The organism is Pimelobacter simplex (assembly GCF_900114845.1).
Classification (GTDB): Bacteria; Actinomycetota; Actinomycetes; order Propionibacteriales; family Nocardioidaceae; genus Nocardioides; species Nocardioides simplex.
On record NZ_FOUK01000001.1, the window covers coordinates 801,516 to 824,702 of the forward strand.

The 23,187-nt window shown below is 74.0% G+C and carries 26 protein-coding genes; 16 read left to right on the plus strand and 10 right to left on the minus strand.

The window, feature by feature from the left end; all coding sequences use genetic code 11:
- Positions 1-64: 64 nt before the first annotated feature.
- Both BM223_RS03795 and cysC read right to left on the minus strand, forming a co-directional pair.
- Positions 65-1,075: a sulfite exporter TauE/SafE family protein gene (locus tag BM223_RS03795; protein WP_052138992.1), complete on the minus strand. Its 1,011-nt coding sequence runs from the start codon at positions 1,073-1,075 to the stop codon at positions 65-67.
- Complete coding sequence (gene cysC, locus BM223_RS03800) at positions 1,075-2,931, minus strand: adenylyl-sulfate kinase (RefSeq protein ID WP_038681512.1); 1,857 nt, start codon at positions 2,929-2,931, stop codon at positions 1,075-1,077. The genes BM223_RS03795 and cysC overlap by 1 nt, the downstream gene beginning before the upstream one ends.
- Before the next feature lie 193 nt (positions 2,932-3,124).
- Here cysC and BM223_RS03805 point away from each other — a divergent pair, with 193 nt between their 5' ends.
- From BM223_RS03805 to BM223_RS03815, 3 genes are all read left to right on the plus strand, one after another.
- Positions 3,125-3,559, plus strand: a complete 435-nt coding sequence (locus BM223_RS03805) for a helix-turn-helix domain-containing protein (protein ID WP_269465043.1) — start codon at positions 3,125-3,127, stop codon at positions 3,557-3,559.
- Between the two features lie 8 nt (positions 3,560-3,567).
- Positions 3,568-4,224, plus strand: coding sequence for a hypothetical protein (locus BM223_RS28830; RefSeq protein WP_052138991.1), 657 nt, complete (start codon positions 3,568-3,570; stop codon positions 4,222-4,224).
- A 92-nt stretch (positions 4,225-4,316) separates the two neighbouring features.
- Positions 4,317-4,616 (plus strand): DUF2516 family protein, encoded by a 300-nt coding sequence (locus tag BM223_RS03815; protein ID WP_052138990.1) that lies wholly within the window; start codon positions 4,317-4,319, stop codon positions 4,614-4,616.
- Between the two features lie 9 nt (positions 4,617-4,625).
- On the opposite strand, the gene manA is transcribed toward BM223_RS03815, so the two are convergent.
- From manA to BM223_RS03830, 3 genes are read right to left on the minus strand one after another with little or no spacing between them, the layout of a single operon-like run.
- Positions 4,626-5,804, minus strand: coding sequence for a mannose-6-phosphate isomerase, class I (gene manA, locus BM223_RS03820; RefSeq protein ID WP_052138989.1), 1,179 nt, complete (start codon positions 5,802-5,804; stop codon positions 4,626-4,628).
- A 50-nt stretch (positions 5,805-5,854) separates the two neighbouring features.
- Positions 5,855-6,691: an ankyrin repeat domain-containing protein gene (locus tag BM223_RS03825; RefSeq protein ID WP_038681508.1), complete on the minus strand. Its 837-nt coding sequence runs from the start codon at positions 6,689-6,691 to the stop codon at positions 5,855-5,857.
- Positions 6,692-6,708: 17 nt separating this feature from the next.
- Entirely contained in the window at positions 6,709-8,166 is a 1,458-nt protein-coding gene (locus BM223_RS03830; protein WP_052138988.1) for a sugar transferase, read from the minus strand.
- 158 nt (positions 8,167-8,324) lie between these two features.
- On the opposite strand from BM223_RS03830, the gene galE reads away from it, so the two are divergent.
- The 13 genes from galE to BM223_RS03895 all read left to right on the plus strand — a co-directional run bounded on the left by galE (position 8,325) and on the right by BM223_RS03895 (position 16,932).
- Entirely contained in the window at positions 8,325-9,329 is a 1,005-nt protein-coding gene (galE, locus tag BM223_RS03835; RefSeq protein WP_038681506.1) for a UDP-glucose 4-epimerase GalE, read from the plus strand.
- Positions 9,326-10,162 (plus strand): N-acetylmuramoyl-L-alanine amidase, encoded by an 837-nt coding sequence (locus BM223_RS03840; protein ID WP_038681504.1) that lies wholly within the window; start codon positions 9,326-9,328, stop codon positions 10,160-10,162. Before galE ends, BM223_RS03840 begins: the two co-directional genes overlap by 4 nt.
- 303 nt (positions 10,163-10,465) lie before the next feature.
- Positions 10,466-11,362, plus strand: coding sequence for a glucosyl-3-phosphoglycerate synthase (locus tag BM223_RS03845; RefSeq protein WP_038681502.1), 897 nt, complete (start codon positions 10,466-10,468; stop codon positions 11,360-11,362).
- Positions 11,362-12,219 (plus strand): dihydropteroate synthase, encoded by an 858-nt coding sequence (gene folP, locus BM223_RS03850; RefSeq protein ID WP_200887015.1) that lies wholly within the window; start codon positions 11,362-11,364, stop codon positions 12,217-12,219. Before BM223_RS03845 ends, folP begins: the two co-directional genes overlap by 1 nt.
- Positions 12,216-12,677: a class III extradiol ring-cleavage dioxygenase family protein gene (locus BM223_RS03855; RefSeq protein WP_038681498.1), complete on the plus strand. Its 462-nt coding sequence runs from the start codon at positions 12,216-12,218 to the stop codon at positions 12,675-12,677. The genes folP and BM223_RS03855 overlap by 4 nt, the downstream gene beginning before the upstream one ends.
- A 79-nt stretch (positions 12,678-12,756) precedes the next feature.
- Complete coding sequence (locus BM223_RS03860; RefSeq protein ID WP_038681497.1) at positions 12,757-13,011, plus strand: hypothetical protein; 255 nt, start codon at positions 12,757-12,759, stop codon at positions 13,009-13,011.
- A complete protein-coding gene (locus BM223_RS03865; protein ID WP_083427843.1) occupies positions 13,001-13,339 on the plus strand; it encodes a ribbon-helix-helix domain-containing protein in 339 nt (112 codons plus the stop codon). Before BM223_RS03860 ends, BM223_RS03865 begins: the two co-directional genes overlap by 11 nt.
- 31 nt (positions 13,340-13,370) lie before the next feature.
- The gene (locus BM223_RS03870; protein ID WP_038681494.1) at positions 13,371-13,937 is read left to right on the plus strand and encodes a rhomboid family intramembrane serine protease; all 567 of its coding nucleotides are present in this window, start codon (positions 13,371-13,373) and stop codon (positions 13,935-13,937) included.
- Positions 13,934-14,317: a VanZ family protein gene (locus BM223_RS03875; RefSeq protein ID WP_038681492.1), complete on the plus strand. Its 384-nt coding sequence runs from the start codon at positions 13,934-13,936 to the stop codon at positions 14,315-14,317. The genes BM223_RS03870 and BM223_RS03875 overlap by 4 nt, the downstream gene beginning before the upstream one ends.
- Positions 14,318-14,374: 57 nt before the next feature.
- A complete protein-coding gene (locus tag BM223_RS03880; RefSeq protein ID WP_038681491.1) occupies positions 14,375-14,884 on the plus strand; it encodes a sigma-70 family RNA polymerase sigma factor in 510 nt (169 codons plus the stop codon).
- Positions 14,881-15,537: an anti-sigma factor family protein gene (locus BM223_RS03885; RefSeq protein ID WP_038681489.1), complete on the plus strand. Its 657-nt coding sequence runs from the start codon at positions 14,881-14,883 to the stop codon at positions 15,535-15,537. The genes BM223_RS03880 and BM223_RS03885 overlap by 4 nt, the downstream gene beginning before the upstream one ends.
- A 62-nt stretch (positions 15,538-15,599) precedes the next feature.
- Positions 15,600-16,142, plus strand: a complete 543-nt coding sequence (locus tag BM223_RS03890) for a COG4315 family predicted lipoprotein (protein WP_052138986.1) — start codon at positions 15,600-15,602, stop codon at positions 16,140-16,142.
- Between the two features lie 19 nt (positions 16,143-16,161).
- Entirely contained in the window at positions 16,162-16,932 is a 771-nt protein-coding gene (locus BM223_RS03895) for an enoyl-CoA hydratase-related protein (protein ID WP_038681487.1), read from the plus strand.
- Between the two features lie 384 nt (positions 16,933-17,316).
- Here the strand turns inward: BM223_RS03895 and BM223_RS03900 are convergent, their stop codons facing one another.
- From BM223_RS03900 to BM223_RS03920, 5 genes are read right to left on the minus strand one after another with little or no spacing between them, the layout of a single operon-like run.
- Positions 17,317-18,333 (minus strand): TIGR03617 family F420-dependent LLM class oxidoreductase, encoded by a 1,017-nt coding sequence (locus BM223_RS03900; protein ID WP_038681485.1) that lies wholly within the window; start codon positions 18,331-18,333, stop codon positions 17,317-17,319.
- Between the two features lie 49 nt (positions 18,334-18,382).
- Entirely contained in the window at positions 18,383-18,805 is a 423-nt protein-coding gene (locus BM223_RS03905) for a universal stress protein (protein WP_038681483.1), read from the minus strand.
- Between the two features lie 57 nt (positions 18,806-18,862).
- On the minus strand, positions 18,863-20,272 hold the full coding sequence (locus tag BM223_RS03910; RefSeq protein WP_052138985.1) for an MFS transporter: 1,410 nt from the start codon (positions 20,270-20,272) through the stop codon (positions 18,863-18,865).
- 11 nt (positions 20,273-20,283) lie between these two features.
- Entirely contained in the window at positions 20,284-21,246 is a 963-nt protein-coding gene (locus tag BM223_RS03915; RefSeq protein ID WP_075018459.1) for a 2-oxoacid:ferredoxin oxidoreductase subunit beta, read from the minus strand.
- On the minus strand, positions 21,243-23,162 hold the full coding sequence (locus BM223_RS03920) for a 2-oxoacid:acceptor oxidoreductase subunit alpha (RefSeq protein WP_371861512.1): 1,920 nt from the start codon (positions 23,160-23,162) through the stop codon (positions 21,243-21,245). The genes BM223_RS03915 and BM223_RS03920 overlap by 4 nt, the downstream gene beginning before the upstream one ends.
- Positions 23,163-23,187: the final 25 nt, after the last annotated feature.

Sequence of the window (23,187 nt, forward strand, 5' to 3'; positions counted from 1 at the left end):
GGTAGTCCGCGGGTGGGCACGGGCGGCTCCTCTGATCGTCGGGCGTGGCGATGGCCCGAACGGACTAGGCGCCGGTCCGAGCGGTGGGCTGCTGCTCGGGCGAGCCGAAGGACTCGATCTCGGCGACCGTGGGGGCCCCGAACATCGGCAGGTCGTGCTGGCGCCGGATCAGGCCCCAGACGAGGGGGACGAGCACGAGCATCGCGATGCCGATGCCGGCGACGACCAGCGCCTCGGCGGTCTCGTGGCCCTCGCCGAACGGGTGCAGCCCGGCCTTGAAGAGGAGGGCGACGCCGGACATCGTGAGCACGATGACGATGCCGCGGCGGATGTAGGACTGCGGCACCCGCGGGGCCAGCCGGGCGCCGATCAGCGTGCCGGGCACCGAGCCGACGACGAGCGGGATGACCAGGCTCCACTCGAGACCGTGGATGGCGATATTGGCCAGCGCGGCGCTGAGGACGAGGGGGACCGCCTGGACCAGGTCCGTGCCGACGAGGCGGACGGCGGACAGGCCGGGGTAGAGCATGAGCAGCGCGATCATGATGACCGAGCCCGAGCCGACGCTGGTCACGCCGACGAGGAGGCCGCCGAGCATGCCGACCAGCAACGTGGGGAGCGGCCGGATGCGCGGGTTGTCGTCGGGCAGCGAGCCGCCGCGGCGGACCCGCTTGAGGTTGATGTAGAGCCGCAGCGCGTAGGTCGACGCGGCGAACAGGAGCGCGATGCCGATGCAGAGCTTGAGCGTCTTCTCGAGCTCGGTCGGGTCGTTCGTCAGCGCCTTGACCAGCCAGGGCCCGACGAACGCCATCGGCACCGAGCCCAGGATCAGCCAGCCCGCCAGCCGCAGGTTGGGCGAGCCCTCGCGGGCGTGGGTGATCGCCCCGCCGGTCTTGTAGACGGCGGCCGCGGTGAGGTCGGCGGTGACGATCGCCGAGGTGTGGCCGACGCCGAGGAAGATCAGCGCCGGCGTCATCAGCGCGCCCCCGCCCATGCCGGTGAGCCCGACGACGATGCCGACGAAGAAGCCGGCCGCGGCGATCGAGAGAGCGGTGAGGGTGAGCAGGTCGTCCATCAGGCACCCGTCTGTGGCAGGGCCAGGCGGGGGAGCACCGCCTGGAGGAGGGCGTCGATCTGGTCCGCCGAGACGTCGGCGGCCGCCTTGCCCCGGCGGTAGGGGTCGCGGATGTCGTGGTGCTCGGCGGTGCCCGCCCGGCGGTGGCCGACGGCGGTGACCAGGTCGGCACCGTGCAGGGCCCGGTCGACCCGGTCGATGGACTCCGCGAACTGGCCGAGCGTGAACGCCTTGCGGAAGGCGCCCGGCACCTCCTCGAGGACGAACGCGCGGTGCGCGGCCTCGGCGGTGAGGACCAGGTCGGCGACCTCGATCAGGTCGTCGGTCAGGGGGCGGCTGGCGAAGCCGCTGATCAGCTCGGTGCTCACGCCCCGCTCGGCGAGCACGGCGCCCATGGTCCGGTCGACCGGGTGGGCGTTGAAGCCGTGGGTGCCGGCGCTGGCGAACTCGATGCCGGACTCGGCGCCGGTCAGCACCCGCGAGCGCAGCTCCATGTACGGCGAGCGGCAGATGTTCGCGGTGCACACGAAGAGCACGCGCAGCGGCGTCGCCTCGACCCGGGCGGGTGGCTCGGTGACGGGCGCGGGCTCGACGACGACGGCCGGGGCGGGCGCGGGCTCCGGGGCGGCCTCGGGCTCCACCGCGGCGGCGGTGGTGGTCAGGTCGAGGTAGCCGCTCGCTCGGAGTGCCTCGATGACGTCGTCGAGGGCGTCCTCGATGGTGCGCCCGGTCGTGTCGACCCGGACGTTCGCGTCGAGCGGCTCGTCGTAGGGGGAGGAGATGCCCGTGAACTCGGGGATCTCGCCGCGGCGGGCCTTGGCGTAGAGGCCCTTGCGGTCGCGTCGCTCGCACTCCTCGAGCGGCGTGGCGACGTGGACGAGGAAGAACGCGCCGCCGGCCTCGTCGACCATCGCCCGGACCTGCTGCCGGGTCTGGTCGAAGGGTGCGATCGGGCTGCACACCGCGATCCCGCCGTGGCGGGAGATCTCGGCGGCGACCCAGCCGATCCGGCGGATGTTGGTCTCGCGGTCCTCCTTGGAGAAGGTGAGACCGGCGGAGAGGTTGCGGCGCACGACGTCGCCGTCGAGGCTCGTCACGCTGCGCCCGCCCTGCTCCAGCAGCCGGTCCATGAGCGCGCGGGCCAGCGTCGACTTGCCGCTGCCGGACAGGCCGGTGAAGAACAGGACGAGGCCCTGCTCGTCGGGGCGGGGGCGCTCCTCGCGCGCGATGTCGGCGACCTCGGGGAGCAGGTGGCCGCCGTACCCGAGCTCGACGACGGGGTCGGTCTCGGCGTACGACGTGAGCACCGAGATGCGCAGCGCGGGGTCGGCGAGCGAGGCGTGGTCGGCCAGCGGGCAGGCCACGACGTCGGCGCCGACGAGGCCGGCGACCCGGAGCGTGGCGCGCAGCAGCCCGACCGGGCTGACCGCGGGCGTTCCGGTGCCGACGAGCGCCACGAGCACCACCGGGCCGAGGCCGCGCAGCTGCTCGAGCTGGACGTCGGTGACCAGGTCGGTGACCGGCACGAAGGTGCGCCCGGCGTACCGCTCGCGGACGGCCTCGGGGGTCAGGTAGAGCCGGCGGAAGGGGCCGTACTGGGCGTGCGTCAGCGGCGTCACGGTCAGCCCGCGCAGCGCGCTGGCGACGCGGGCCAGGGGCAGGCCCTCGGGGTCGACGAGCTCGACCTCGTTGCCCTCGTCGAGGTGGGTGCGCAGCTCCTGGGGGAGCGAGAGCGTGATCGGGCTGCCCGGCTCGTTGAACCCGCGGATCGGCGCGGCCGCCCCCGAGGTGAGCAGCTCGAGGTCGTCGAGCTCCCGCGGCGTGGGGCAGTGCTGGGGGACGGACGGGGCTGGCACAGGGGAGATCGTACAGAGTCGAGTGAGTTGATCCGATTTGAACAGTGGAAGGTGGACGCGATCACTCCGGAGGGCGACCGGCGCGCCCGGGACGCCGTCCGCGCTCGTGCACATGTGAACGACTTCACGTGCTGGCTGCTTGCAAGATGCTAACTATTGCTAGCACGATGGGCGCATGGCGAAGGGAAAGGTCGTGAAGACCGTCGGGTCACTCGGCGACTACCTCAAGGAGCAGCGGACCTCGGCCCGCCTCTCCCTGCGGCAGCTGGCCGACCAGGCGGGCGTCTCGAACCCGTACCTGAGCCAGATCGAGCGGGGACTCCGCAAGCCGTCGGCCGAGGTGCTGCAACAGATCGCCAAGGCCCTGCGGATCTCCGCCGAGCAGCTCTACATCAGGGCCGGGATCCTCAGCCCCGATGACGGCGTGGGGGGATCGGTGGAGCTCGCGATCGTGAGCGACACCGGACTCACCGAGCGGCAGAAGCAGTCGCTCCTCGATGTCTACGCATCGTTCCTCGCGCTCAACGCGGCCGAGCAGGAAGGCTCCACGCGGGCCGCGGAAGAGGCGCCGGAAGACGCGCCGACCACTACCGAGACGGACTCCGACGCCGTCGCCAACGAAGGGTGAAACCAGCAATGCCGAAGCTCGAGCTCCCCAAGATCGACCTCCCGAAGATCGACCTCCCGACCCTCGACCTCACCAAGGTCGACCTCCCGCCGGCCGCCGCCAAGCCGCTCTACGCCGGCGTCGGCGCGACCGACCTGGCCGTCGAGAAGGTCCGCACCTACGTCGCCGACGTGCAGGCCAAGGTGACCGCCCGCGTCTCCGACGTCCAGAAGGACGTCACCGCCCGCGTGGCCGGTGTCCAGACCCGCGTCGCGGGCGTCCAGAGCAGCGTCAAGGGCTTCGAGCTCCCCGAGCCGAAGTCGCTGCAGGGCAAGGCCGTCAGCACGTTCGCCGACCTCCAGGCCGACGCCAAGGCGCTCCCGGCCAAGGTCCAGAGCAGCGTCAAGGGCGCGTACGACGACAACGTCGCCACCGCGACCGCGCTCTACGCCGACCTCGCCAAGCGCGGCGAGGGCGTCGTCGTGAAGCTCCGCACCGGCGAGGTCCCGGCCGCCCCGGTCAAGAAGGCCACCCCGGCCGCCGCGAAGAAGGCTCCCGCGAAGAAGGCGCCGGCCGCCAAGAAGGCCGCTCCGGCCAAGAAGGCCCCGGCCGCGAAGAAGGCTCCCGCGAAGAAGGCGCCGGCCGCCAAGAAGGCCGCTCCGGCCACCACGGCTCCCTCCGCCTGAGCCGTCCCGCACCACCCCGCAGCACCCGGCGACCCCGAGGCACCGCCTCGGGGTCGCTGTCATTTCCCGCGGTCCCCTAGGATCGACCCACTATGTACGGGGGATTCGTCGGCGCGGCCAGCAGCCTGGAGATGTGGATCAACGTCGGCATCGCCTTCGTGCTCCTCGTGGTCAAGATCTTCGCGTTCGTCAGCGCCCTGCTCTACTCCGGCGAGTCGTACGTCGCCGCCGACAAGCTCAACAAGGCGACCTGGACGCTCATCCTCGGCATCGGGGTGCTGCTGCAGGTGGTGCCGATCCCGCTCTCGATCGTCAACCTGGCGATGCTCGTCGCGGCCTGCGTCTACCTGGCCGACGTCCGCCCGGCGCTCGCGGGGCTGCGCCGGCGCTAGCCCGCCGGGTCAGAGCAGGTCGTCGAGGCGGCCCGCCGCGCCGTCGGGCGCGTAGGCCTGGGCGACCTCGCCGGTGCCGACGATCCGCAGCTCGCCGTCGTTGTCGTCGGCGTACGCCGCGTCGCCACGGCGCAGGTGAAGCATCTCGTCGCGCTCGTTGAGGAGCGCGACCTCGCCGCCGGTGCAGACCAGCAGCCGCGGGCCGCTGGCGGGGAGGATGACGCCGGCCGGGTCGGCCTGCGAGCTCTGGGTGACCGAGAGGGCGAACTCGCGGTTGGGGCTGAAGATGTCGGTCGAGGTGCCGAACAGCTGGGGGGAGACCCGGGCGACCCGGGACATGCCCTCCTCGAGGCAGAGCACGAGGCCGTCCGGGTCGACGTGCTTCGTGGTGAGCCCGGCGCGCAGGACGTTGTCGGAGGCGATCATCACCTCGAGGCACATGCCGCTGAGGTGGGCGTGGATGATCCCCGTGTCGAGGTACGCCGCCTCGCCGGGCTGGAGGGTCAGCCGGTTGAGCAGGAGCGAGACGAGCACGCCGACGTCGCCGGGGTGGAACTTCTCGATCTCGACGGCGGTCGCGTAGGCCCGCTTGATGTCGATGCCGTCGTCGAGGGCGGCGCGGCACTGGTCGACGATCGCGGCGACGTCCTCGGGGCTGGGCGGGTCGAGGAGGAGGCCCTCGACGAGCCGGACGATGCCGGCGAAGCCGGGGTTGTCGCGCAGCTTCTTGGTGAGCGCGCGGGCCACGGGGTGCGGCAGCGGCATGAGCACGCGCAGGATCTCGGCGGTCGGGCGGAAGCCGACGAGCGTGTCGAAGGTGGAGAGGGCGACGACCATCTCGGGCTTGGGCCGGGGGTCCTTGAACACCCGCTCGGGGGCGGCGAGGGGGACCCCGCGCTCCTCCTCGGCGGCGTACCCCGCCTGGGCGCGCGCGGAGTTGGGGTGCACCTGGATCGACAGAGGCCGCTCGGCGGCGAGCAGCTTGAGCATGAAGTCGAGCTCGCCGGCGACCTCGGTCAGCGGGCGCTCCTCGCCCTGGCGGTCGACGAACCGCGCGGTGCCCAGGGGATGGGTGCCCAGCCACACCTCGGCGACCGGAGCGCCGTCGGGGCGGCGGCGCTGGAAGCCCGGGATGGCGTGGGTCGAGCCCCAGTCGTAGGCCTGGGTGGGGCACAGGAGGGGGAGCACGGTGCGACCTTACCGATCCGCCTCGGCGCCGCCCGGGCTTTCGCGGGCTTTCACCGCTGGGTGGGCGGGGCCAGGAGCCGGCCGACCTCGTCGTGATCGGGGTGCTCGCGACCCAGCTCGGCAGCCCGGTGCCGGCACCAGTCGAGCGGGGTGCCGCCGAAGCGGGTGTCGCGCCGGGTGGGGTCCGCGCCGCGCCGCAGGAGGTGCCGGACGGCGTCCGGCCGGCCGCGGTGGGCGGCGGCGTGCAGGGCGGTGGAGCCGTCCCGGTCGACGCCATCGACCGGCGTCCCCGCCGCGAGCAGCTGGTCGACCACGTCGAGGCGGCCGCGCTCGGCGGCCACCCGCAGCGCGGCGACCCGGTCGGCCTCGGGCGGGTCGGCGCCGAGCAGCCCGGTGAGGGCGGCGGAGCCGGTCGCGGCCGCGTGCACGAGGTCGGTGGCGCCGGCGGCCACGAGGACGTCGGCGACCGCCGTCATCTCGAACACCGCGGCGTGCCGCAGCGCGGTGCCGCCGGGGACGCCGCCGGCGTCCGGGGCCGCGGTGGCCGCGAGGTCGGCGCCCGCCTCGACCAGGACCTGCGCCACCTCGGCGTCGCCGTAGCTGGCCGCGGTGATGAGCGGCGTCTCGGGATCGCCGGGTGCGCCGTCGACGGGAGCGCCGGCGCTCAGCAGCGCCCGGGCGAGCGCGCCGGTGCCCGCGACGTCGCGCCACTCGCCGCGCACGGCGTCGTAGCGCAGCATCGCGACGTAGCCCAGGGGCGAGGCGCCCCGCGGGTGGCCGGGCCCGGCCGGGATCGGCTCGCGCGCGAGCCCGGGCTGCTCGGCCAGCAGCGCCCGCAGCCGGACGGCGTCGCGGAGGTCGAGCACCTCGCGCAGCCCGTCGCTCACGGGTGCCCTCCTCCGGCTCAGTAGGCGCCCCGGGCGCCGACGACGGCGTGCGCCGTCCGGACCAGGATCGCGAGGTCCTGGAGCATCGACCAGTTGTCGACATAGTAGAGGTCGAGCCGCATCGCCTCGTCGGGCCGCAGGTCGTTGCGGCCCGACACCTGCCACAGGCCGGTCATGCCGGGTCGGACGAGGAGGCGGCGGGTCATCGCGCCGTCGTACATCGCGACCTCGCGCTCGACCTGGGGGCGCGGCCCGACCAGGCTCATGTCGCCGCGCAGCACGTTGAGGAGCTGGGGCAGCTCGTCGACCGAGTAGCGCCGCAGCCAGTGCCCGGGGCGGGTGATCCGCGGGTCGTCCTTGACCTTGAAGAGGAGGGCGTCCTGGGCGGTCTCCTCCATCAGGAGCGCGACCTGCGCCTCGGCGTCGACCCGCATGGTGCGGAGCTTCAGGCACCGGAACGGGCGGCCGTCGCGGCCCACCCGCAGCTGCGAGAACAGCACCGGGCCGCGGTCGTGCAGCCACACGGACGTCGCCGCGACCGCCAGCAGCGGGCTGAAGGCGAGGAGCAGCAGCGTCGCGCCGACGACGTCGAAGACCCGCTTGCCGACCGCGCCGGCGTCGGTCCAGGTGGGGGAGTCGACGTGGATGAGCGGGACGCCGCCGACCGGCCGGACGGCGATCCGCTCGTGGGAGATGTTGTCGAGCTGGGGCGTGAGCGCGACCCGCACCCGGTGCCGCTCGAGCGCCCAGATCACCTGCTTCATCTCGGCGGCGTCGGTGACGCTGCCGGGCGCGAAGAGGACCAGGTCGATCGCGTGCGTGTCGACCAGCTCGGTCAGCTCGGCGACGTCGCCGAGCACCGGGACGCCGGTGCGCGTCTCGTCCACCACCCGCGACCCGGACGGGACGACGGCGCCCACCACGGCGTACCCGAGCCAGCTCTCGCGGCGCAGCACCCGCGTCATCGCGTCGCTGCCCTCGACCGAGCCGGCGACCAGGACGCGCGAGGCGAGCAGGCCGCGGCGGCGCAGCACGTGGAGCAGCTGGCGCGCGACCCACCGGCCCAGGAGCAGCAGCACCGGGCCGATCAGGAAGGCGAGCACGAAGAACCCGCGCGGCAGCGTGAACTTCGCGAGGTAGCAGCCGATGCCGACCAGGCCGGAGGTGAGCAGGCTCGCCTGGAAGACCCGCTTGAACTCGTCGGTGCCGGCCCCGAGCACCTCGCGCCGGTAGCCGCCGAGGAAGCCGATGGTCAGCAGCCAGCCGAGCAGGATGAGCGGCGCCGCGACCTCGAGGTGGCTCCGCACGCCCGCGGGCGGCGTGAAGAGCGTCAGCTTCTCGCGGCCGAGCACCGCCAGCACCACGGTCAGGCCCAGCAGGACGGCGTCGCCGACGAGCACCGTGGCCGGGACCAGCGGCAGGGGTCGGGGCCGGAGCGCGCGCAGGTGGCGCGGCGCCCGGTCGACCACCGTCATCGAATCCCCCCGGATGTCCCGCGCGGGCCCCTCGCCGGGCCGCGTCCGCGGAGGTGACCGTAAGGACACCGAAGGGGGGATGTCGCGGCGAGCGGGCATCCTGTTCGCAAAATGACGGTTGGCGGCGGGCCACGGGCGGCTCAGTAGTCTCTGGACCCATGAAGGTTCTCGTCACCGGCGGCGCCGGCTACCTCGGTTCGATCACGGCGAAGGCGCTGGAGCAGGCCGGGCACACCCCGGTCATCCTCGACTCGCTGCTCAGCGGGCCGCGTGCGTACGTCGGCGACCGGATCTTCTACGAGGGAGACGTCGCCGACCGTGCGCTGCTGCGCCGCGTGGTGGCCGAGCACCCGGACCTGGACGCCACGATCCACATGGCGGCGCGGATCGTCGTCCCGGAGTCGGTGGCACTGCCCTACGAGTACTACCGCGACAACGTGACCAAGTCGCTGGAGATGTTCGACGAGCTGACCGCGCTCGGGAAGCCGCGGATCCTGTTCTCCTCGACGGCCTCGCTCTACGCGCTCACGCCGCAGTTCGAGGTGACCGAGGACGACCCGGTCGACCCGACCTCCCCCTACGCGCGCACCAAGCGGATGATGGAGATGGTCCTGGAGGACCTCGCGAAGGCCACCGACCTGCGCGCGATCATCCTGCGCTACTTCAACCCCATCGGGGCCGACCCGGACCTCGAGACGGGCTACCACCTGCGCGACGCGACGCACGTCGTCCCGCTGATGGCGCAGACGGCGCTGGGGATCCGGCCGACCTTCACGCTGACCGGCACCGACCACCCGACCCGCGACGGCACGGGCATCCGCGACTACATCCACGTGTGGGACCTGGCCCGCGCGCACGTGCGGGCGGTCGAGGAGTTCGACAAGGTGCTGGACACGGTCGCGGCGCCGTACACGTACATCAACCTGGGGGCCGGCGACGGCGTCACCGTGCGCGAGCTGCTCGCCGCGGTCGAGCGCGTGGTCGGCAAGCCGGTGCCGGTGGTCGAGGCGCCGGCGCGTCCCGGTGACGCGGCGGGCGCGTTCGCCAACGCCGACAAGGCCGCCGAGCTGCTCGGGTGGCGCACCGAGCTGAGCCTCGACGAGGCCATCGCCTCCGCGCTCGCCTGGGGAGAGAAGCGGAAGGACGTGCTGGGGTACGCATGACCGGGCGCGCCGCAGCCGTCGTGCTCGCCGTCGCCGTGCTGGCGGCCGGGTGCTCCGGCGCGGACTCCCCGGCCCCCGGCGCCGGTACGCCGAGCGCCGGATCGTCCTCCGCGACGCCCTCCTCGGTGACCCCGCAGCCGCGGCCGCCGAAGCGCCCGCTGGCCGGCAAGGTCGTCGTCCTCGACCCGGGGCACCGGCTCGGCAACGCCCGGTTCCCCGACGAGATCAACCGGCCGGTCGACGCCGGCGGGATCACCAAGGCCTGCAACACCACGGGCACGGCGACGGACGACGGCTACCCCGAGGCGACCTTCGCCTGGGAGGTCGCCGTCGAGACCCGGCGGCAGCTGCGCCGGATGGGGGCCCGGGTCGTGCTCACCCGGCCGGACGACGCGGCCGGCGCGTGGGGCCCGTGCGTGGACGAGCGCGGCCGGATCGGGAACCCCGGCCAGCCGGGGCCGACGGCCGACGTGCGGGTGAGCATCCACGGGGACGGCGTGCTGTCGTCGGGGGCGCACGGCTTCCACGTGATCCGGCCCGGCACGCGGTCCGGGTGGACCGACGACATCGAGCGGCCCTCCCGGCGCCTCGCCGTGGACCTGAGGGACGCGCTGGTGCGGGCGGGCTTCGCGCCGTCGACCTACCGCGGGGACGACGGGATCGACGTCCGGACCGACCTCGGGACCCTCAACCTGTCCGACGTCCCGGCGGTGATGGCCGAGCTCGGGAACATGCGCGCGGCCGGTGACGCCGCGGTGATGGAGAGCCCGGCCGGCCGGCAGCGCTACGCGCGCGCGATCGCGGCCGCGGTGCGGGCGTACCTCGCGGGCTGAGGTCCGGCTCGGTCCGGCTCAGGTCCGGGCGTGCCGGCCCAGGGGTGGTGGCTGCGCGGCCACCCGGCGCGGCCGCTTGGGGCGGCGCGAGTGGCGCTCGATGTGCGGGCACCGGTGTGGCCCGTATCTCAGGAGGCAGCGCACCTTGCGGCGGAACCGGCGGAAACCCATGTCGATCTCCAGGGGGGAGGGAGCACCCGAACATCCCGAGACGACTTCGACCGTAGCACCGCTCCTGGCAGTTCGGGGCGAGTCTGACGGGTGAATCCGGACCGGCCGCGGGTGGCCGGTAGGTTGGCCGGCATGGGGATCCGCGCCGCCCACTGGGACGACTGGAGCCTCGAGGTGCTCCTGGGTCGCAAGGTGGAGCTGGGGCAGCGGGTCAGCCTCGTCGTCCCGGCGCGGAACGAGGCCGCGACCGTCGGCGCCGTCGTCTCCCGGGTGCGCGAGGCGCTCATGGAGACGGTCGCACTGGTCGACGAGATCGTGGTGATCGACAGCGACTCGGTCGACGACACCTTCGCGGTCGCCGCCTCGGCCGGCGCGCGGGTGCACCGCGCGGCCGAGATCCGGCCCGACCTGGGCACCCACCCGGGCAAGGGCGAGGCGATGTGGAAGTCGCTCTTCGTGACCTCGGGCGACCTCGTCGTCTTCATGGACGCCGACCTCCACGACTGGGACACCCACTTCGTGCCCGGCCTGCTCGGGCCGCTGCTGTCCGACCCCGGCGTGCAGCTGGTCAAGGGCTTCTACGACCGCCCGGGCGCCGAGGGGCCGCTCGAGGGCGGCCGGGTCACCGAGCTGGTCGCCCGGCCGCTGATCGCGCTGCTCTTCCCCGAGCTCGGCTCGCTGGTGCAGCCGCTCGCGGGCGAGTGGGCCGTGCGCCGGACGTGGTTCGCGGGCCTGTCGGTCCCCACCGGGTACGCCGTCGAGCTCGCCGCCCTCGTCGACACCGTCCGCGCGGGCGGGACGTCGTCCCTCGCCCAGGTCGACCTGGGGGTCCGCGCGCACCGGCACCAGGCGCTGCGCGACCTCGGCGGCATGGCGACCCAGATCCTCGCGGCGGCGCTCGCCCGGTCCGGCGTCGTGCCGGCTGCCGGGGGCGAGGCGGCCGTGCTGCGCCAGTACCTGCGCGGGCTCGAGCCGGTCGAGCACGTCGTACCCACCGTCGAGCGACCGGCGGCGGAGGCCTACCTGTGATGAGGCTGGGACGACATGCCTTCGGTGACGACGACCCGCTGATGATGGGGATCGTCAACCGCACGCCCGACTCGTTCTTCGACAAGGGGGCGACCTGGGCCGAGGACGCCGCGTTCGCGCGGGTCGCGGAGGTCGTCGCGCAGGGGGCCGAGATCGTCGACATCGGCGGGATCAAGGCCGCGCCCGGCGTCGAGATCTCGGCCGCCGAGGAGAAGGCCCGCGTCGTCGACTTCGTCGCCCAGGTGCGCGCGACCTACCCGGACCTCGTCATCTCCGTCGACACCTGGCGCGCCGAGGTCGGCGCCGCCGTCTGCGCGGCGGGTGCCGACGTCCTCAACGACGCCTGGGGCGGCGCGGACCCCGAGCTGGTCGACGTCGCCGCCGAGCACGACGCCGCGATCATCTGCACCCACACCGGCGGCGTCACCCCGCGGACCCGCCCCTACCGGATCGAGTACGACGACGTCGTCGCCGCCGCGATCGCCGACACCACCGCCTACGCGCAGCGGGCACTGGACGCCGGGGTCGCGCGCGAGTCGATCGTCATCGACCCGGCCCACGACTTCGGCAAGAACACCTTCCACTCGCTCGAGGTCACCCGCCGCCTCGGCGAGATGGTCGCCACCGGGTGGCCGGTGCTGGTGTCGCTGTCCAACAAGGACTTCGTCGGCGAGACCCTCGGCCTCGACGTGGGGGAGCGGCTCGTCGGGACGCTCGCCGCCACCTCGGTGTGCGCGCTCGCGGGTGCCCGGATCTACCGCGTCCACCAGGTCGTCGAGACCCGGCAGACCGTCGACATGGTCTGGTCCATCGCGGGGCGGCGACCGCCGCTGCGCGCGATCCGGGGCCTGCAGTGAGGGCCCGGGCCCTGGTGCCGGGCGTGCCGGCCCTGCTGCCGTCGTACGCGTCGCTGGACGACCCGGTCGCCCCCTTGCGCGCGGCCTGCCTGTCCGCCGTCGGCGAGCTCGGGCCGCGGGTGCGCGTCGTCGCCTCGGGTCCGTCGGGCCGCCGGGTCGGCGCAGCGCTGGCCGAGGCCGTGGGCGCCGTCGTCGTCGACGCCGACGAGACCGGGACCCTGGTCGTCGGCAACGGCTCGGCCACCCGCACCGAGAAGGCGCCGGGCCACCTCGACGAGCGGGCCGCCGGCTTCGACGCCGCGCTGCGGGCGTCCTTCGACCACATCGACCTCGCGCTCGCCGACGAGCTCTGGGCCGACGTCACCTGCCTGGTCGGGCTGCCGCCGCTGGCCGACGGGGACGTGCGGTACGACGACGCGCCGTACGGGGTGCAGTACTGGGTCGCGGTCTGGGGCTGACCCGGAAAGTGGTGGCGGGCCTGTGGAGAACGGGCTATTGTGGGCGACACAAATCGAACAGCGGATCTACGTTCGTCGCATGCGCATCAGGGTCACCCGGTCCGCCCGCAAGCATCGAGTCGGCAACGGGCACATCATCGCGGCGCTGGTCAGCGCCGACGAGCCGATCATCGACGGCGACGCGCGCACGTACGTGGGCGTCGACGATCGCGGCGTCGCCCTGGAGATCGTGGTGGTCCCGGACGACCGTCGCCCGGGTGGGTGGGCCGTGATCCACGCGATGCCGACGAGCTACCGGATCCGCTCCGTAGGAGGTGGGCACCGTGAAGGATGAGCTGCAGCAGGCGATCCTGGCCGGCGAGGCCGAGGTCGAGGGCGACGACGAGGACCTCGACCTCGACGAGCACCCGATCACCCTGCCGTCCGGTCGCGTCCTCGACGAGGCCGGCGCGGAGGCGTACGGCCGCGAGGTCGCCGATCGTGCGGCGCGGCTGCGCGGGCGGCCGTCCCTCACCGGGCCGGGCGAGCACTCGCCCAAGATCACGGCGCGGGTCACGCCCGCCCTCAAGCAGCAGATCGCCGAGCTCGCCGAGCGCGAGGGCCGTCGTCCGGCCGACCTGGTGCGCGACGCGCTGGAGGAGTACGTCGCCAGCCACGGCTGACCGGCGACCGACGACCCGCCACACTGTCCCCATGCAGCAGCAGACCCGCCCGGCCTGGCAGGTGGCGGCGCTCGCCACCGGAGTCTTCGTCGCCCTCCTCTGGGCGATCGAGGTGGTCGACGTCGCGGCGTCGCACCGGCTCGACGGGTGGGGCATCCGGCCGCGGGACGGCGAGGGGCTGCTGGGGATCCTGGCGGCGCCGCTGCTGCACGGCGGGTGGGGGCACCTGAGTGCCAACACGGTGCCGGCGCTGGTGCTGGGCTTCCTGACGCTGGCGACCGGGCTGGTCCGCGGGCTCGTGGCGACGGCGATCATCTGGCTGCTCGGCGGGTTCGCGGTGTGGCTGGTGGCGGGCGGCGGCTCGGTGCACATCGGGGCGTCCGGGCTGATCTTCGGGTGGATCGCCTACCTGGCGGTGCAGGGCTTCGTCGACCGCAAGCCGTGGGAGATCGTGCTCGGCCTCGGCGTCCTCGTCGTGTACGGCGGCGTCCTGTGGGGTGTCCTGCCGGGGACGCCGGGAGTGTCGTGGCAGGGCCACCTGTTCGGGGCGCTGGCGGGGGTCGTCGCGGCGTTCGCGGTCCGCGAGCAGCGGGCGTGAAGCCGCTGCGACTGCCCTGGCTGTGGCTGGGGCTGTGGCTGCTGCTCGTCGCGGCGGTGGTCGCGCTCTCGCTGGGCTCGCCACCGGCCGGGCCGGACGTGCCGGCCGGCGACAAGTGGCAGCACCTCACGGCGTACGGCGTGCTGGCGGCCGGCGCGGTCCAGGTCTTCCGGGGCGGGCGGCCGCTCCTGGTGGCCGGGATCGGCCTGGTGCTGCTGGGCGCCGGGCTCGAGATCGCGCAGGGGACGCTCACCGCCGACCGGGTGATGGACTGGCGCGACGCCGTCGCCAACACCGCGGGCGCCGGTCTCGGGCTGCTGACCTCGCGCACCCGGGCGCGCGACGCGCTGCTGCGCGCGGCTCCGGCCGCGAGCGCATGATGGAGGGGACGGTGAACCGAACGGCTCCCGTCGTCGTGTCCTCCACGGAGGTGGACGATGCCGGGCGATCCCGACCTGATCCAGGCGCTGCACCGCGAGCACGCGGCCGCGCTGGAGAGGTATGTCGTCCGCCTGGTCGGTGACCCGCAGCGCGCCGCCGACGTCGTCCAGGAGACGCTGCTGCGTGCCTGGCTGCACGACGTGCGCGAGGACGACCGGGGCTCGGTCCGGGCCTGGCTCTACACGGTGGCGCGGCACCTCGTCGTCGACGAGGCGCGCTCCTCGCGGGCCCGGCACGAGACCGTGGCGGCCGAGCCTCCGGAGACGGCGGCGACCGTCGAGCCGGACCGGGTCGACGCGCTGTTCGACGCCCTCCTCGTGGGGGACGCGCTCGCCACGCTGAGCGCGGAGCACCGCGCGGTCGTGGTCCGGGCGTACTACCTGCGGCTCAGCGTCGCCGAGATCGCCGCGGCGCTCGACATCCCGCCGGGAACCGTGAAGTCCCGGCTCCACTACGGCCTGCGCGCGCTGCGGCTCGCCCTCCAGGAACGGGGCGTGACCCGGTGACCACCCACCCCTACGCCGACTGGGACGCCGCCTACGTCCTCGGTGCGCTGTCGAGCAGCGAGCGCCGCGAGTACGAGGCGCACGTCGACGACTGCGCCCGTTGCGCGGCGGCGGTGGCGGAGGTCGGGATGCTGCCGGGACTGCTGCGGCTCGTCCCCGACGACGACGCGGCGGCGCTGCTCGCCGAGACGCCGGTGGACGTCGTCCCGGCTCCGGTCGGGGTGCCGGCGCGGCGCCCGGTGCGCCGCAGGGCCCTCGCCGGGGTGGCCGCGGCCGTGCTGCTGGCCGGCGGCGCGGTCACCGGGGTGGTCGTGGGCTCCCGCGAGCACGCGCCACCCGCGGGGCGGACCGTCGCGCTCGCCGGGGTCGCGGAGCGGCCGGTCCCGCTGCGGGCCACGGTCCGGCTGACCCCGACCGCGTGGGGCACGGCGATCGCGATGACCTGCACCTACACGGGGAGCTACGGCGACCGGTACCGCTACGCGCTCTACGTCGTGGACGACGCCGGGCAGCGCCAGCTCGTGTCCCGCTGGCAGGCCGGGCCCGGCGAGACCGCGCGGACGGCCGGCTCGACCGACCTCGCGCCGTCCGCCATCGAGCGGGTCGAGCTGCGCGCGGAGGACGGCACGGTGCTGCTGGCGGGAACCCCCTGATCCGGTGAACCCCGGCGGGCCCGGCGCCGTGTCACGGGTATCCACCGACCCGAGGAGTCCCGATGAACAAGCCGGCCGCCGTCGCCCTTCCCCTGCTGTCCGTGGCGGTCCTCGCGCTGGGTGCCTGCGGCTCCGACGGCGGCGGCGGGAGCGGCGGCGCCGCCTCCCCGACCGCCGACTCGGGTGTCACGCTGCAGCTGGGGAGCACCGAGGCGGGCAAGGTCCTGGTCGACTCGGCCGGGCGGACCGTCTACTACTACGACAAGGACCAGCCGGGCGAGACCACCAGCGCGTGCACCGGTCCGTGCGTGGGGCTCTGGCCCGCCGTCCCGGCGCCGGCGAGCCCGACGCTGGGGGACGGCGTCCAGGGGAAGCTCGGCACGGTCAAGGGCGCGGACGGCGGCGACCAGCTCACCCTGGACGGTCACCCGCTCTACACCTACGCCTCCGACAAGGAGGCCGGCGACGCCTACGGGCAGGGCTACGGCGGGATCTGGTGGGTGGTCGGGGCCGACGGCACCAAGATGACCACGCCCGCCTCGCCGTCGAGCAGCGACAGCAGCGACGGTGGTGACAGCGGCGGCGGTGGCGGGTACGGCTACTGACCCTGGGACAATCGCCGGCGTGAGCGACCTGATCATCGACCGCGGGCGCCCGGGCGTCGTCGCGGTGGCCTTCAACCGTCCCGAGCGCCGCAACGCCTTCACCCAGGCGATGTACGCCCAGATGCGCGAGCTGTGGCACGAGCTCGCCGACGACCGGTCGGTCCGGGTCGTGGTGCTGCGCGGCGAGGGCGGCAAGGCCTTCGCCGCGGGCAACGAGATCTCCGACTTCCTCGAGGCCGACGCCGTCGAGTACGAGACGTGGATCCGGGAGATGCTCGACGGCCTCTTGGCGCTGCCCCAGGTCACGATCGCCGCGATCGACGGCGTCTGCGTCGGCGGCGGCCTCGCGGTCGCCACGAACGCCGACCTGCGGGTCGCGACGTCGTCGTCCCGCTTCGGCTACCCGATCGCCCGGACGCTCGGCAACGCGCTGTCCTCGCCGGTGCTCTACCGCTGCGCCGCCGTCTTCGGAGAGTCGCTCACCCGCGAGATGCTGCTGGCCTCGCGGCTGGTCACCGCCGACCGCGCCTACGCCGCGGGCGCGCTCACCGCCGAGGTCCCCGACCGCGCGGCGCTCGACGCCGAGGTCGACGCCCTGGTCGACGGCATCCTCCAGGCCTCCCCGGTCACGCTGCGCGTCACCAAGCAGCAGCTGCGCCGCCGCGCCGCCATCACCGAGACCGCGCCGGCCGACGAGGAGCCGCTGCTGCGCGAGGTGTACGGCGGGCCGGACTTCGCCGAGGGCGTGCGGGCGTTCCTGGCGAAGGAGAAGCCCGCGTTCGGGGGCTGACCCGCGCCGCCCGGGTGCGCACGAGCGTGGTGGAGCGGCGGACGTCGGCGTCGTGCTCGGCCGGCCCCGCGTGCCACGTGCGCGAGTCGGCTTCGATGACCACGCCGAGGTCGGGGTCGGCGAGGTCGACCCGGTAGGGGCCGATCTGGACCTGCGGGCGGGCAGCCGGTCCGCGGATCTCGCCGCAGACCGCGCGCAGGCACGACGCGAACGGGTTGGCGGCCCGGCAATCGGCCGCGTGCGCGACGCGCAGCGCGCGGGTGCGGCCCGTGCGGGACGAGCGGGCGGCGGACCGCTCGGGCGCCGGAACGCCGCCGGAGAGTCGCGGCGTCGACGATCTCGCGGTCGTCGAGCGCGACGACCCCGGGTGCTTCCACCGCCCGCTCAGAGCGGCCGGAGTGCCTCCGCCAGCGCCGCGACCTGGTCGAGCGGCGGGTCGTAGCCGGGGAAGTAGCAGCACACCCGCGTCACTCCCGGTACGTCGCCGAAGCGCCGGCCGATCTCGGCCGCGCACTCCTCGGGCGTGCCGGTGACCGCGAGCGTGGCGAGCATCCGGTCGTCGACCAGCGCGGTCATCGCGGCGACGTCGCCGGTCTTGGAGAGCCGGTTGAGCTCGGGCTGGAGGTCGCTCCAGCCCTCGACGTCGAGCACCGGCCGGTACGCCGGCGTGGACCCGTAGAACGCCAGGAGTCCGCGCACACCCGCACGGGCGGCGGTGAGCTCGGCGTCGGTGCGGCCCATCGCGACGATCGCCTGCGGGTGCACCGCCAGGTCGCCGGGGGAGCGGCCGGACGCGGCGAGCCCGTCGGCGACGGCGGGCAGGGTCCGCTCGCGGAAGTGGCGGTGGCTGTGGAAGGGCATCACGAGCAGGCCGTCGGCGACCTCGGCGGCGGTCCGGGTCATCAGGGGGCCGAGCGCGCCGAGCAGGACGGGCGGCGGGCCGAAGGGGTTGGGGCCGGGCACGAAGGTGGGCGGCATCAGGGTGTGGGTGGTGTGCTCGCCGCGGAAGTCGAGGCGCTCCCCGGACTGCCACGAGTGCAGGATCGCGCGCACCGCGGCCACGATCTCGCGCATCCGCGCGGCGGGTGGCGACCAGCGGGCGCCGTACCTCTTCTCGATGTGGGGTCGGATCTGCGAGCCGAGGCCGAGCCGGAACCGGCCGCCGGACATCAGCTGCAGGTCCCACGCGGTGTGCGCGAGGTGCATCGGCGAGCGCGGCATGGCGATCGCGACGTTGGTCATCAGGTCGGCGTCGACCTCGCCGGCGACGGCGGCCAGGGGCAGGAAGACGTCGTGCGGACCCTCGAAGGTGAACAGGCCGGCGGCCCCGGTGGCGGCGAGGGCGCGGGCGCGCTCGCGGGCCTGGTCGGGGCGTCCGTCGAGCTGGAGGTCGAGCAGCACAGGCTCATCCCAGCAGATCCGGGGCCGGCGCGGGGCCGGTCCGGCCGACTCAGCCGGTGTTGACGATGTAGACGTCGCAGGGCGCGTGGTGCGCCACGGCCGCCGGGACGCTGCCGAGCACCCGGGCGATGCCCTGCATGCGACGGTTGCCGACGACGATCAGCGAGGCGTCGAGCCGGTCGGCCTCGGCGAGCAGGACGTCGGCGGGCCGGCCCTGCACGGCCGAGCTCGTCACGCCCGGCACGACCTCGGCGAGACGACCGGCGACCCGGGCGGCGATGTCCGCGCTCTCGCGCGCGATCGACACCTCGTGCGTGCCGTCGGCGACGCTGATCTCGGCGGCCTGGTCCCGGACGTAGGCGCAGACCACGTGCAGGCCCGCCCCGGTCGCGGCAGCCAGCCGGGCCGCGGTGTCGGCGGCCCGCTCGGCCCGCTCGTTGCCGTCGACGCCGACGACGATCAGCTCGGGCATGTCTCCTCCTGGGGGCCGGGCAGGCCGGTCACCTGCACACTCCAATCATTCTATTGATTATGATGGATTGTGCAAGGCGATCGAGGGGAGCACCGGAGCGGGACGCCGGTCCGCCGCCGCGCCGACGGCGGCCACCACGCACAGCGCGGCCATGGTGAGGCAGACCGCGACGAAGCCGGCCTCCCCGCCGCCGTACGCCGCGAGGAGCGCGATCGCCGCCGCGGCGCCGGTCGAGAACGCCAGGTAGCGCAGGAGCTGGTTGAACGCCATCGCGCTCCCGGTCTCCTCGGCGGGGACGTTGGGCACGATCAGCATCGCCATCGACGAGAAGGTCAGGCCGCCGCCGAGCCCGCCCAACGCCATCGCCAGCAGGGCCTGCCAGAGCGCGTCGTGGCGCCAGGCCAGCAGCACCGAGGCCGAGCCGAAGACGAGGCAGCCGGCCGGCAGCAGGAGGCCGGTGCCGACCCGGCGGGCCAGGTACATCGCGACCCGGTTGGCCGCGATGCTGGCGACGGCGTAGGGGACCAGGACCAGGCCGCTGACGGCGAGCCCGGCGTCGAGGCCGAAGCCGCCGGACCCGTCGGACTGGACGAGCAGCACGACCATCGAGAACAGGCCGTAGAGGCTGATCCCGATCGCCACCGTGACCGCGTTCGGCGTGCGGACCCCGGCACGCAGCGCGAGGCTCAGGTCGACCAGCGGCTGCCGGCCGCGCCGGGTGCGCCGCCCGCTCCAGGCGACCCAGGCCCCGATGAGGAGCAGGCCGCCGAGCCCGGTGCCGAGCGTGCGGGGCGTGGTCCAGCCCCAGTGCTCGCCCTGGCTGACGCCGAGCAGGAAGCCGAGTGTCCCCGTGCACAGCAGCAGAGCGCCGACGACGTCGACGGGCTGGACGCCGTCGTCCCGGGCGGGCGGGAGGTGGCGCAGCGTCAGCAGCGCGGTCGCCGCGACCAGGAGGGCGCCGAACGCGTAGGCGCCGCTGATCCCGAAGTGTGCAGCGACGAGGGTCGAGACCGGGTAGCCGAGACCCGCGCTGCACACCGTCGCGACCGACAGCAGGGCCAGCCGGGAGAGCAGCTCCTGGCCCGACCACAGGTCGCGCGCGACGGCGAACGCGAGCGGCGTCAGCGCCATGCCGACGCCCTGGAGGGCGCGGCCGAGCACCATCGTCCCGATGCCGAGCGGCAGCGCGGCGAGCACCGTGCCGGCGAGGACGACGCCGAGCCCTCCGATCACCACTGGCCGGCGGAGCCGTCCGGTGCCGAGCCGCCCGAGCACCGGTGTGACCACCGCGCCCGCGAGGAGCGCGATCGTCAGCACCCACTGCGCGGTGCTCAGCGGCACGCCCTGCTCGGCCGCGATCGCCGGGACCAACGGGGCTCCGAGGCTGCTCACGACACCGGTGACGACCGTGATCGCCGCCAGGGTCGCGAACTGGACTCGGGACCCCGGGACGGTCGGTGCAGGCACGCCTGATGTTCTCAGGCGCGCTCCTCGGCCACCGACCAGGTGTCTCCGCTGTCGAGAAGGGCCTGCAGGTCGCCCGGTCCGGCCGCGGCGAGCGCGTCGGCGACCTGGGCACGGGCCTGGTCGTCGTACGTCGGGCGGTCGACCTGGCGGAAGATGCCGACCGGGACGGGGGAGTCCGGGTCGCCGTCGAGGCGGGAGATGGCGAACTGGCGGGTGGGGTTGGCCTCGGTGGGGTCGTGGGTCCAGGTCTGTCCGTCGACGGTGACCTCGAGGCCGGGCTCGAGCCGGAGCAGCTGGTCGGCGGCGTCAGGGCCCTTGAGGCCCTCGAACGCCCCGTCGTTGAAGATCGGGCAGTTCTGGTAGATCTCGACCAGCGAGGTGCCGCGGTGGGCGGCGGCCGCGGCGAGGACGGCGGTGAGGTGCTTGCGGTCGCAGTCGATGGTGCGCGCCACGAACGACGCCTCGGCGCCCAGGGCCAGCGAGACCGGGTTGAACGGGTGGTCGATCGAGCCCACCGGGGTGGACTTGGTGACCTTGCCGGTCTCGGACGTGGGGGAGTACTGCCCCTTGGTCAGGCCGTAGATCCGGTTGTTGAACAGCAGGATCGTCATGTTCACGTTGCGGCGCAGCGCGTGGATGAGGTGGTTGCCACCGATGGAGAGGGCGTCGCCGTCGCCGGTGACGACCCAGACGTTGAGGTCCTCGCGGGCGGTGGCGATGCCGGTGGCGATCGAGGGTGCGCGGCCGTGGATGGAGTGCATCCCGTAGGTGTCGAGGTAGTACGGGAACCGCGAGCTGCACCCGATGCCGGAGACGAAGACGATGTTCTCGCGGCGCAGGCCCAGGTCCGGCAGGAACGACTGCACGGCCTTGAGGACGGCGTAGTCACCGCAGCCGGGGCACCAGCGGACCTCCTGGTCGCTGGAGAAGTCCTTGGCGGTGAGGGCCGGCGCGGGCAGGTCGACGGTGGTCATGCGAGAGCCTCCGCGGTGCGGGTGACGTGGGTGAGCAGGTCGTGGGCCAGTGCCTCGGCGCCGAACGGCAGGCCGCGCACCGTGGTGATCGGGCGGACGTCGACGAGGTACTCCGCGCGCAGCAGGCGGGAGAGCTGGCCGAGGTTCATCTCCGGGCACACGACGCGGTCGTAGCGGCGCAGGATCGCGCCGAGGTCGTTCGGCAGCGGGTTGACGTGGCGCAGGTGCACCTGGGCGATCGGGTGACCCGCGGCGCGGACCCGGCGGCACGCGGCGCCGATCGGGCCGTACGTCGAGCCCCACCCGATGACCAGGACGTCCGCCTGGCCCGACGGGTCGTCGACCTCGAGCGGCGGCAGCGAGTCGGCGATCCGCTGCACCTTCTCGGCGCGGATGCGCACCATGCGGTCGTGGTTGGCCGGGTCGTAGGAGATGTTGCCGTGGCCCTCGCCCTTCTCGAGACCGCCGATGCGGTGCTCGAGACCCGCGGTGCCGGGGATCGCCCACGGACGCGCGAGCGTCTCCTCGTCGCGCAGGTAGGGCCAGAACTCCTCGACCGGCTCGCCCTTCGCGTTGGTCGTGGAGTGGTTGGGCGCGGTGGCGAAGCCGGGCTCGATGGCCGGCAGGTCGGCGACCGACGGGATCGCCCAGGGCTCGGAGCCGTTGGCGAGGTAGCCGTCGGAGAGCAGCATCACCGGCGTCCGGTAGGTGATCGCGATCCGGGCGGCCTCGACCGCGGCGGCGAAGCAGTCGCCGGGTGACTGCGGTGCGATGACGGGCATCGGCGCCTCGCCGTTGCGGCCGTACATCGCCTGCAGCAGGTCGGACTGCTCGGTCTTGGTGGGCAGCCCGGTCGACGGGCCGCCGCGCTGGACGTCGACGACGACCAGCGGCAGCTCGGTCATCACGGCCAGGCCCATCGCCTCGGACTTCAGCGCGACGCCCGGACCGGAGGTCGCGGTGACGCCGAGGGTCCCGGCGAACGAGGCGCCCACGGCCGCGCCGATCGCGGCGATCTCGTCCTCGGCCTGGAACGTGGTGACGCCGAACCGCTTGTGCTTCGACAGCTCGTGGAGGATGTCGGAGGCCGGGGTGATCGGGTAGGCGCCCATCAGCACGGGCAGGCCGCTCAGCCGGCCGGCGGCGACGAGGCCGTACGACAGCGCGGTGTTGCCGGTGATGTTGCGGTAGCGGCCCGGCGCGGCGGGGGCCGGCTTCACGACGTACGACACGGCGAAGGTCTCGGTGGTCTCACCGAAGTTCCAGCCGGCGCGGAGGGCGGCGACGTTGGCGTCGCGGATGGTCGGCTTCGTGGCGAACTTGTGCGCGAGGTAGGTCTCGGTGCCGGCCACGTCGCGCCCGTAGAGCCAGGAGACGAGGCCGAGCGCGAACATGTTCTTCGAGCGGGCGGCGTCCTTGCGGGAGAGGCCGAACTCCTTGACCGCCTCGACCGTCATCCCGGTCAGGTCGACGGCGTGGACCGCGAAGTCGGCGAGCGTCTCGTCCTCGAGCGGGTTCGCGGCGTAGCCGACCTTGGTCAGGTTGCGAGCAGTGAAGTCGTGGGTGTCCACGATGACCGTCGCGCCCTTGGGCAGGTCGCCGGTGTTGGCCTTGAGCGCCGCGGGGTTCATCGCGACGAGGACGTCGGGACGGTCGCCCGGCGTGAGGATGTCGTAGCTCGCGAAGTGCAGCTGGAAGCTGCTGACGCCCGGGATCGTGCCCTGCGGTGCGCGGATCTCGGCGGGGAAGTTGGGGAGCGTCGAGAGGTCGTTGCCGAAGACGGCGGCTTCCTGGGTGAAGCGGTCGCCGGTCAGCTGCATGCCGTCGCCGGAGTCGCCCGCGAAGCGGATGACGACCCGGTCGAGCTCGGTCACGGGGTGAGACACGGTGCTCCTATCTCTGATAATGATTCCAATGTAATGTCGCCTCGAAAGGGTGTCA

Excerpts from the sequence above, each read along its gene's own strand:
- BM223_RS03915 (WP_075018459.1), bottom strand. The coding sequence starts at position 21,246 with ATGACCACCGTCGACCTGCCCGCGCCGGCCCTCACCGCCAAGGACTTC.
- folP (WP_200887015.1), top strand. The coding sequence starts at position 11,362 with ATGAGGCTGGGACGACATGCCTTCGGTGACGACGACCCGCTGATGATG.
- galE (WP_038681506.1), top strand. The coding sequence starts at position 8,325 with ATGAAGGTTCTCGTCACCGGCGGCGCCGGCTACCTCGGTTCGATCACG.
- BM223_RS03890 (WP_052138986.1), top strand. The coding sequence starts at position 15,600 with ATGAACAAGCCGGCCGCCGTCGCCCTTCCCCTGCTGTCCGTGGCGGTC.
- BM223_RS03870 (WP_038681494.1), top strand. The coding sequence starts at position 13,371 with ATGCAGCAGCAGACCCGCCCGGCCTGGCAGGTGGCGGCGCTCGCCACC.
- BM223_RS28830 (WP_052138991.1), top strand. The coding sequence starts at position 3,568 with ATGCCGAAGCTCGAGCTCCCCAAGATCGACCTCCCGAAGATCGACCTC.
- BM223_RS03860 (WP_038681497.1), top strand. The coding sequence starts at position 12,757 with ATGCGCATCAGGGTCACCCGGTCCGCCCGCAAGCATCGAGTCGGCAAC.
- BM223_RS03905 (WP_038681483.1), bottom strand. The coding sequence starts at position 18,805 with ATGCCCGAGCTGATCGTCGTCGGCGTCGACGGCAACGAGCGGGCCGAG.
- BM223_RS03880 (WP_038681491.1), top strand. The coding sequence starts at position 14,375 with ATGCCGGGCGATCCCGACCTGATCCAGGCGCTGCACCGCGAGCACGCG.
- BM223_RS03830 (WP_052138988.1), bottom strand. The coding sequence starts at position 8,166 with ATGACGGTGGTCGACCGGGCGCCGCGCCACCTGCGCGCGCTCCGGCCC.
- BM223_RS03840 (WP_038681504.1), top strand. The coding sequence starts at position 9,326 with ATGACCGGGCGCGCCGCAGCCGTCGTGCTCGCCGTCGCCGTGCTGGCG.
- BM223_RS03845 (WP_038681502.1), top strand. The coding sequence starts at position 10,466 with ATGGGGATCCGCGCCGCCCACTGGGACGACTGGAGCCTCGAGGTGCTC.
- BM223_RS03795 (WP_052138992.1), bottom strand. The coding sequence starts at position 1,075 with ATGGACGACCTGCTCACCCTCACCGCTCTCTCGATCGCCGCGGCCGGC.
- BM223_RS03815 (WP_052138990.1), top strand. The coding sequence starts at position 4,317 with ATGTACGGGGGATTCGTCGGCGCGGCCAGCAGCCTGGAGATGTGGATC.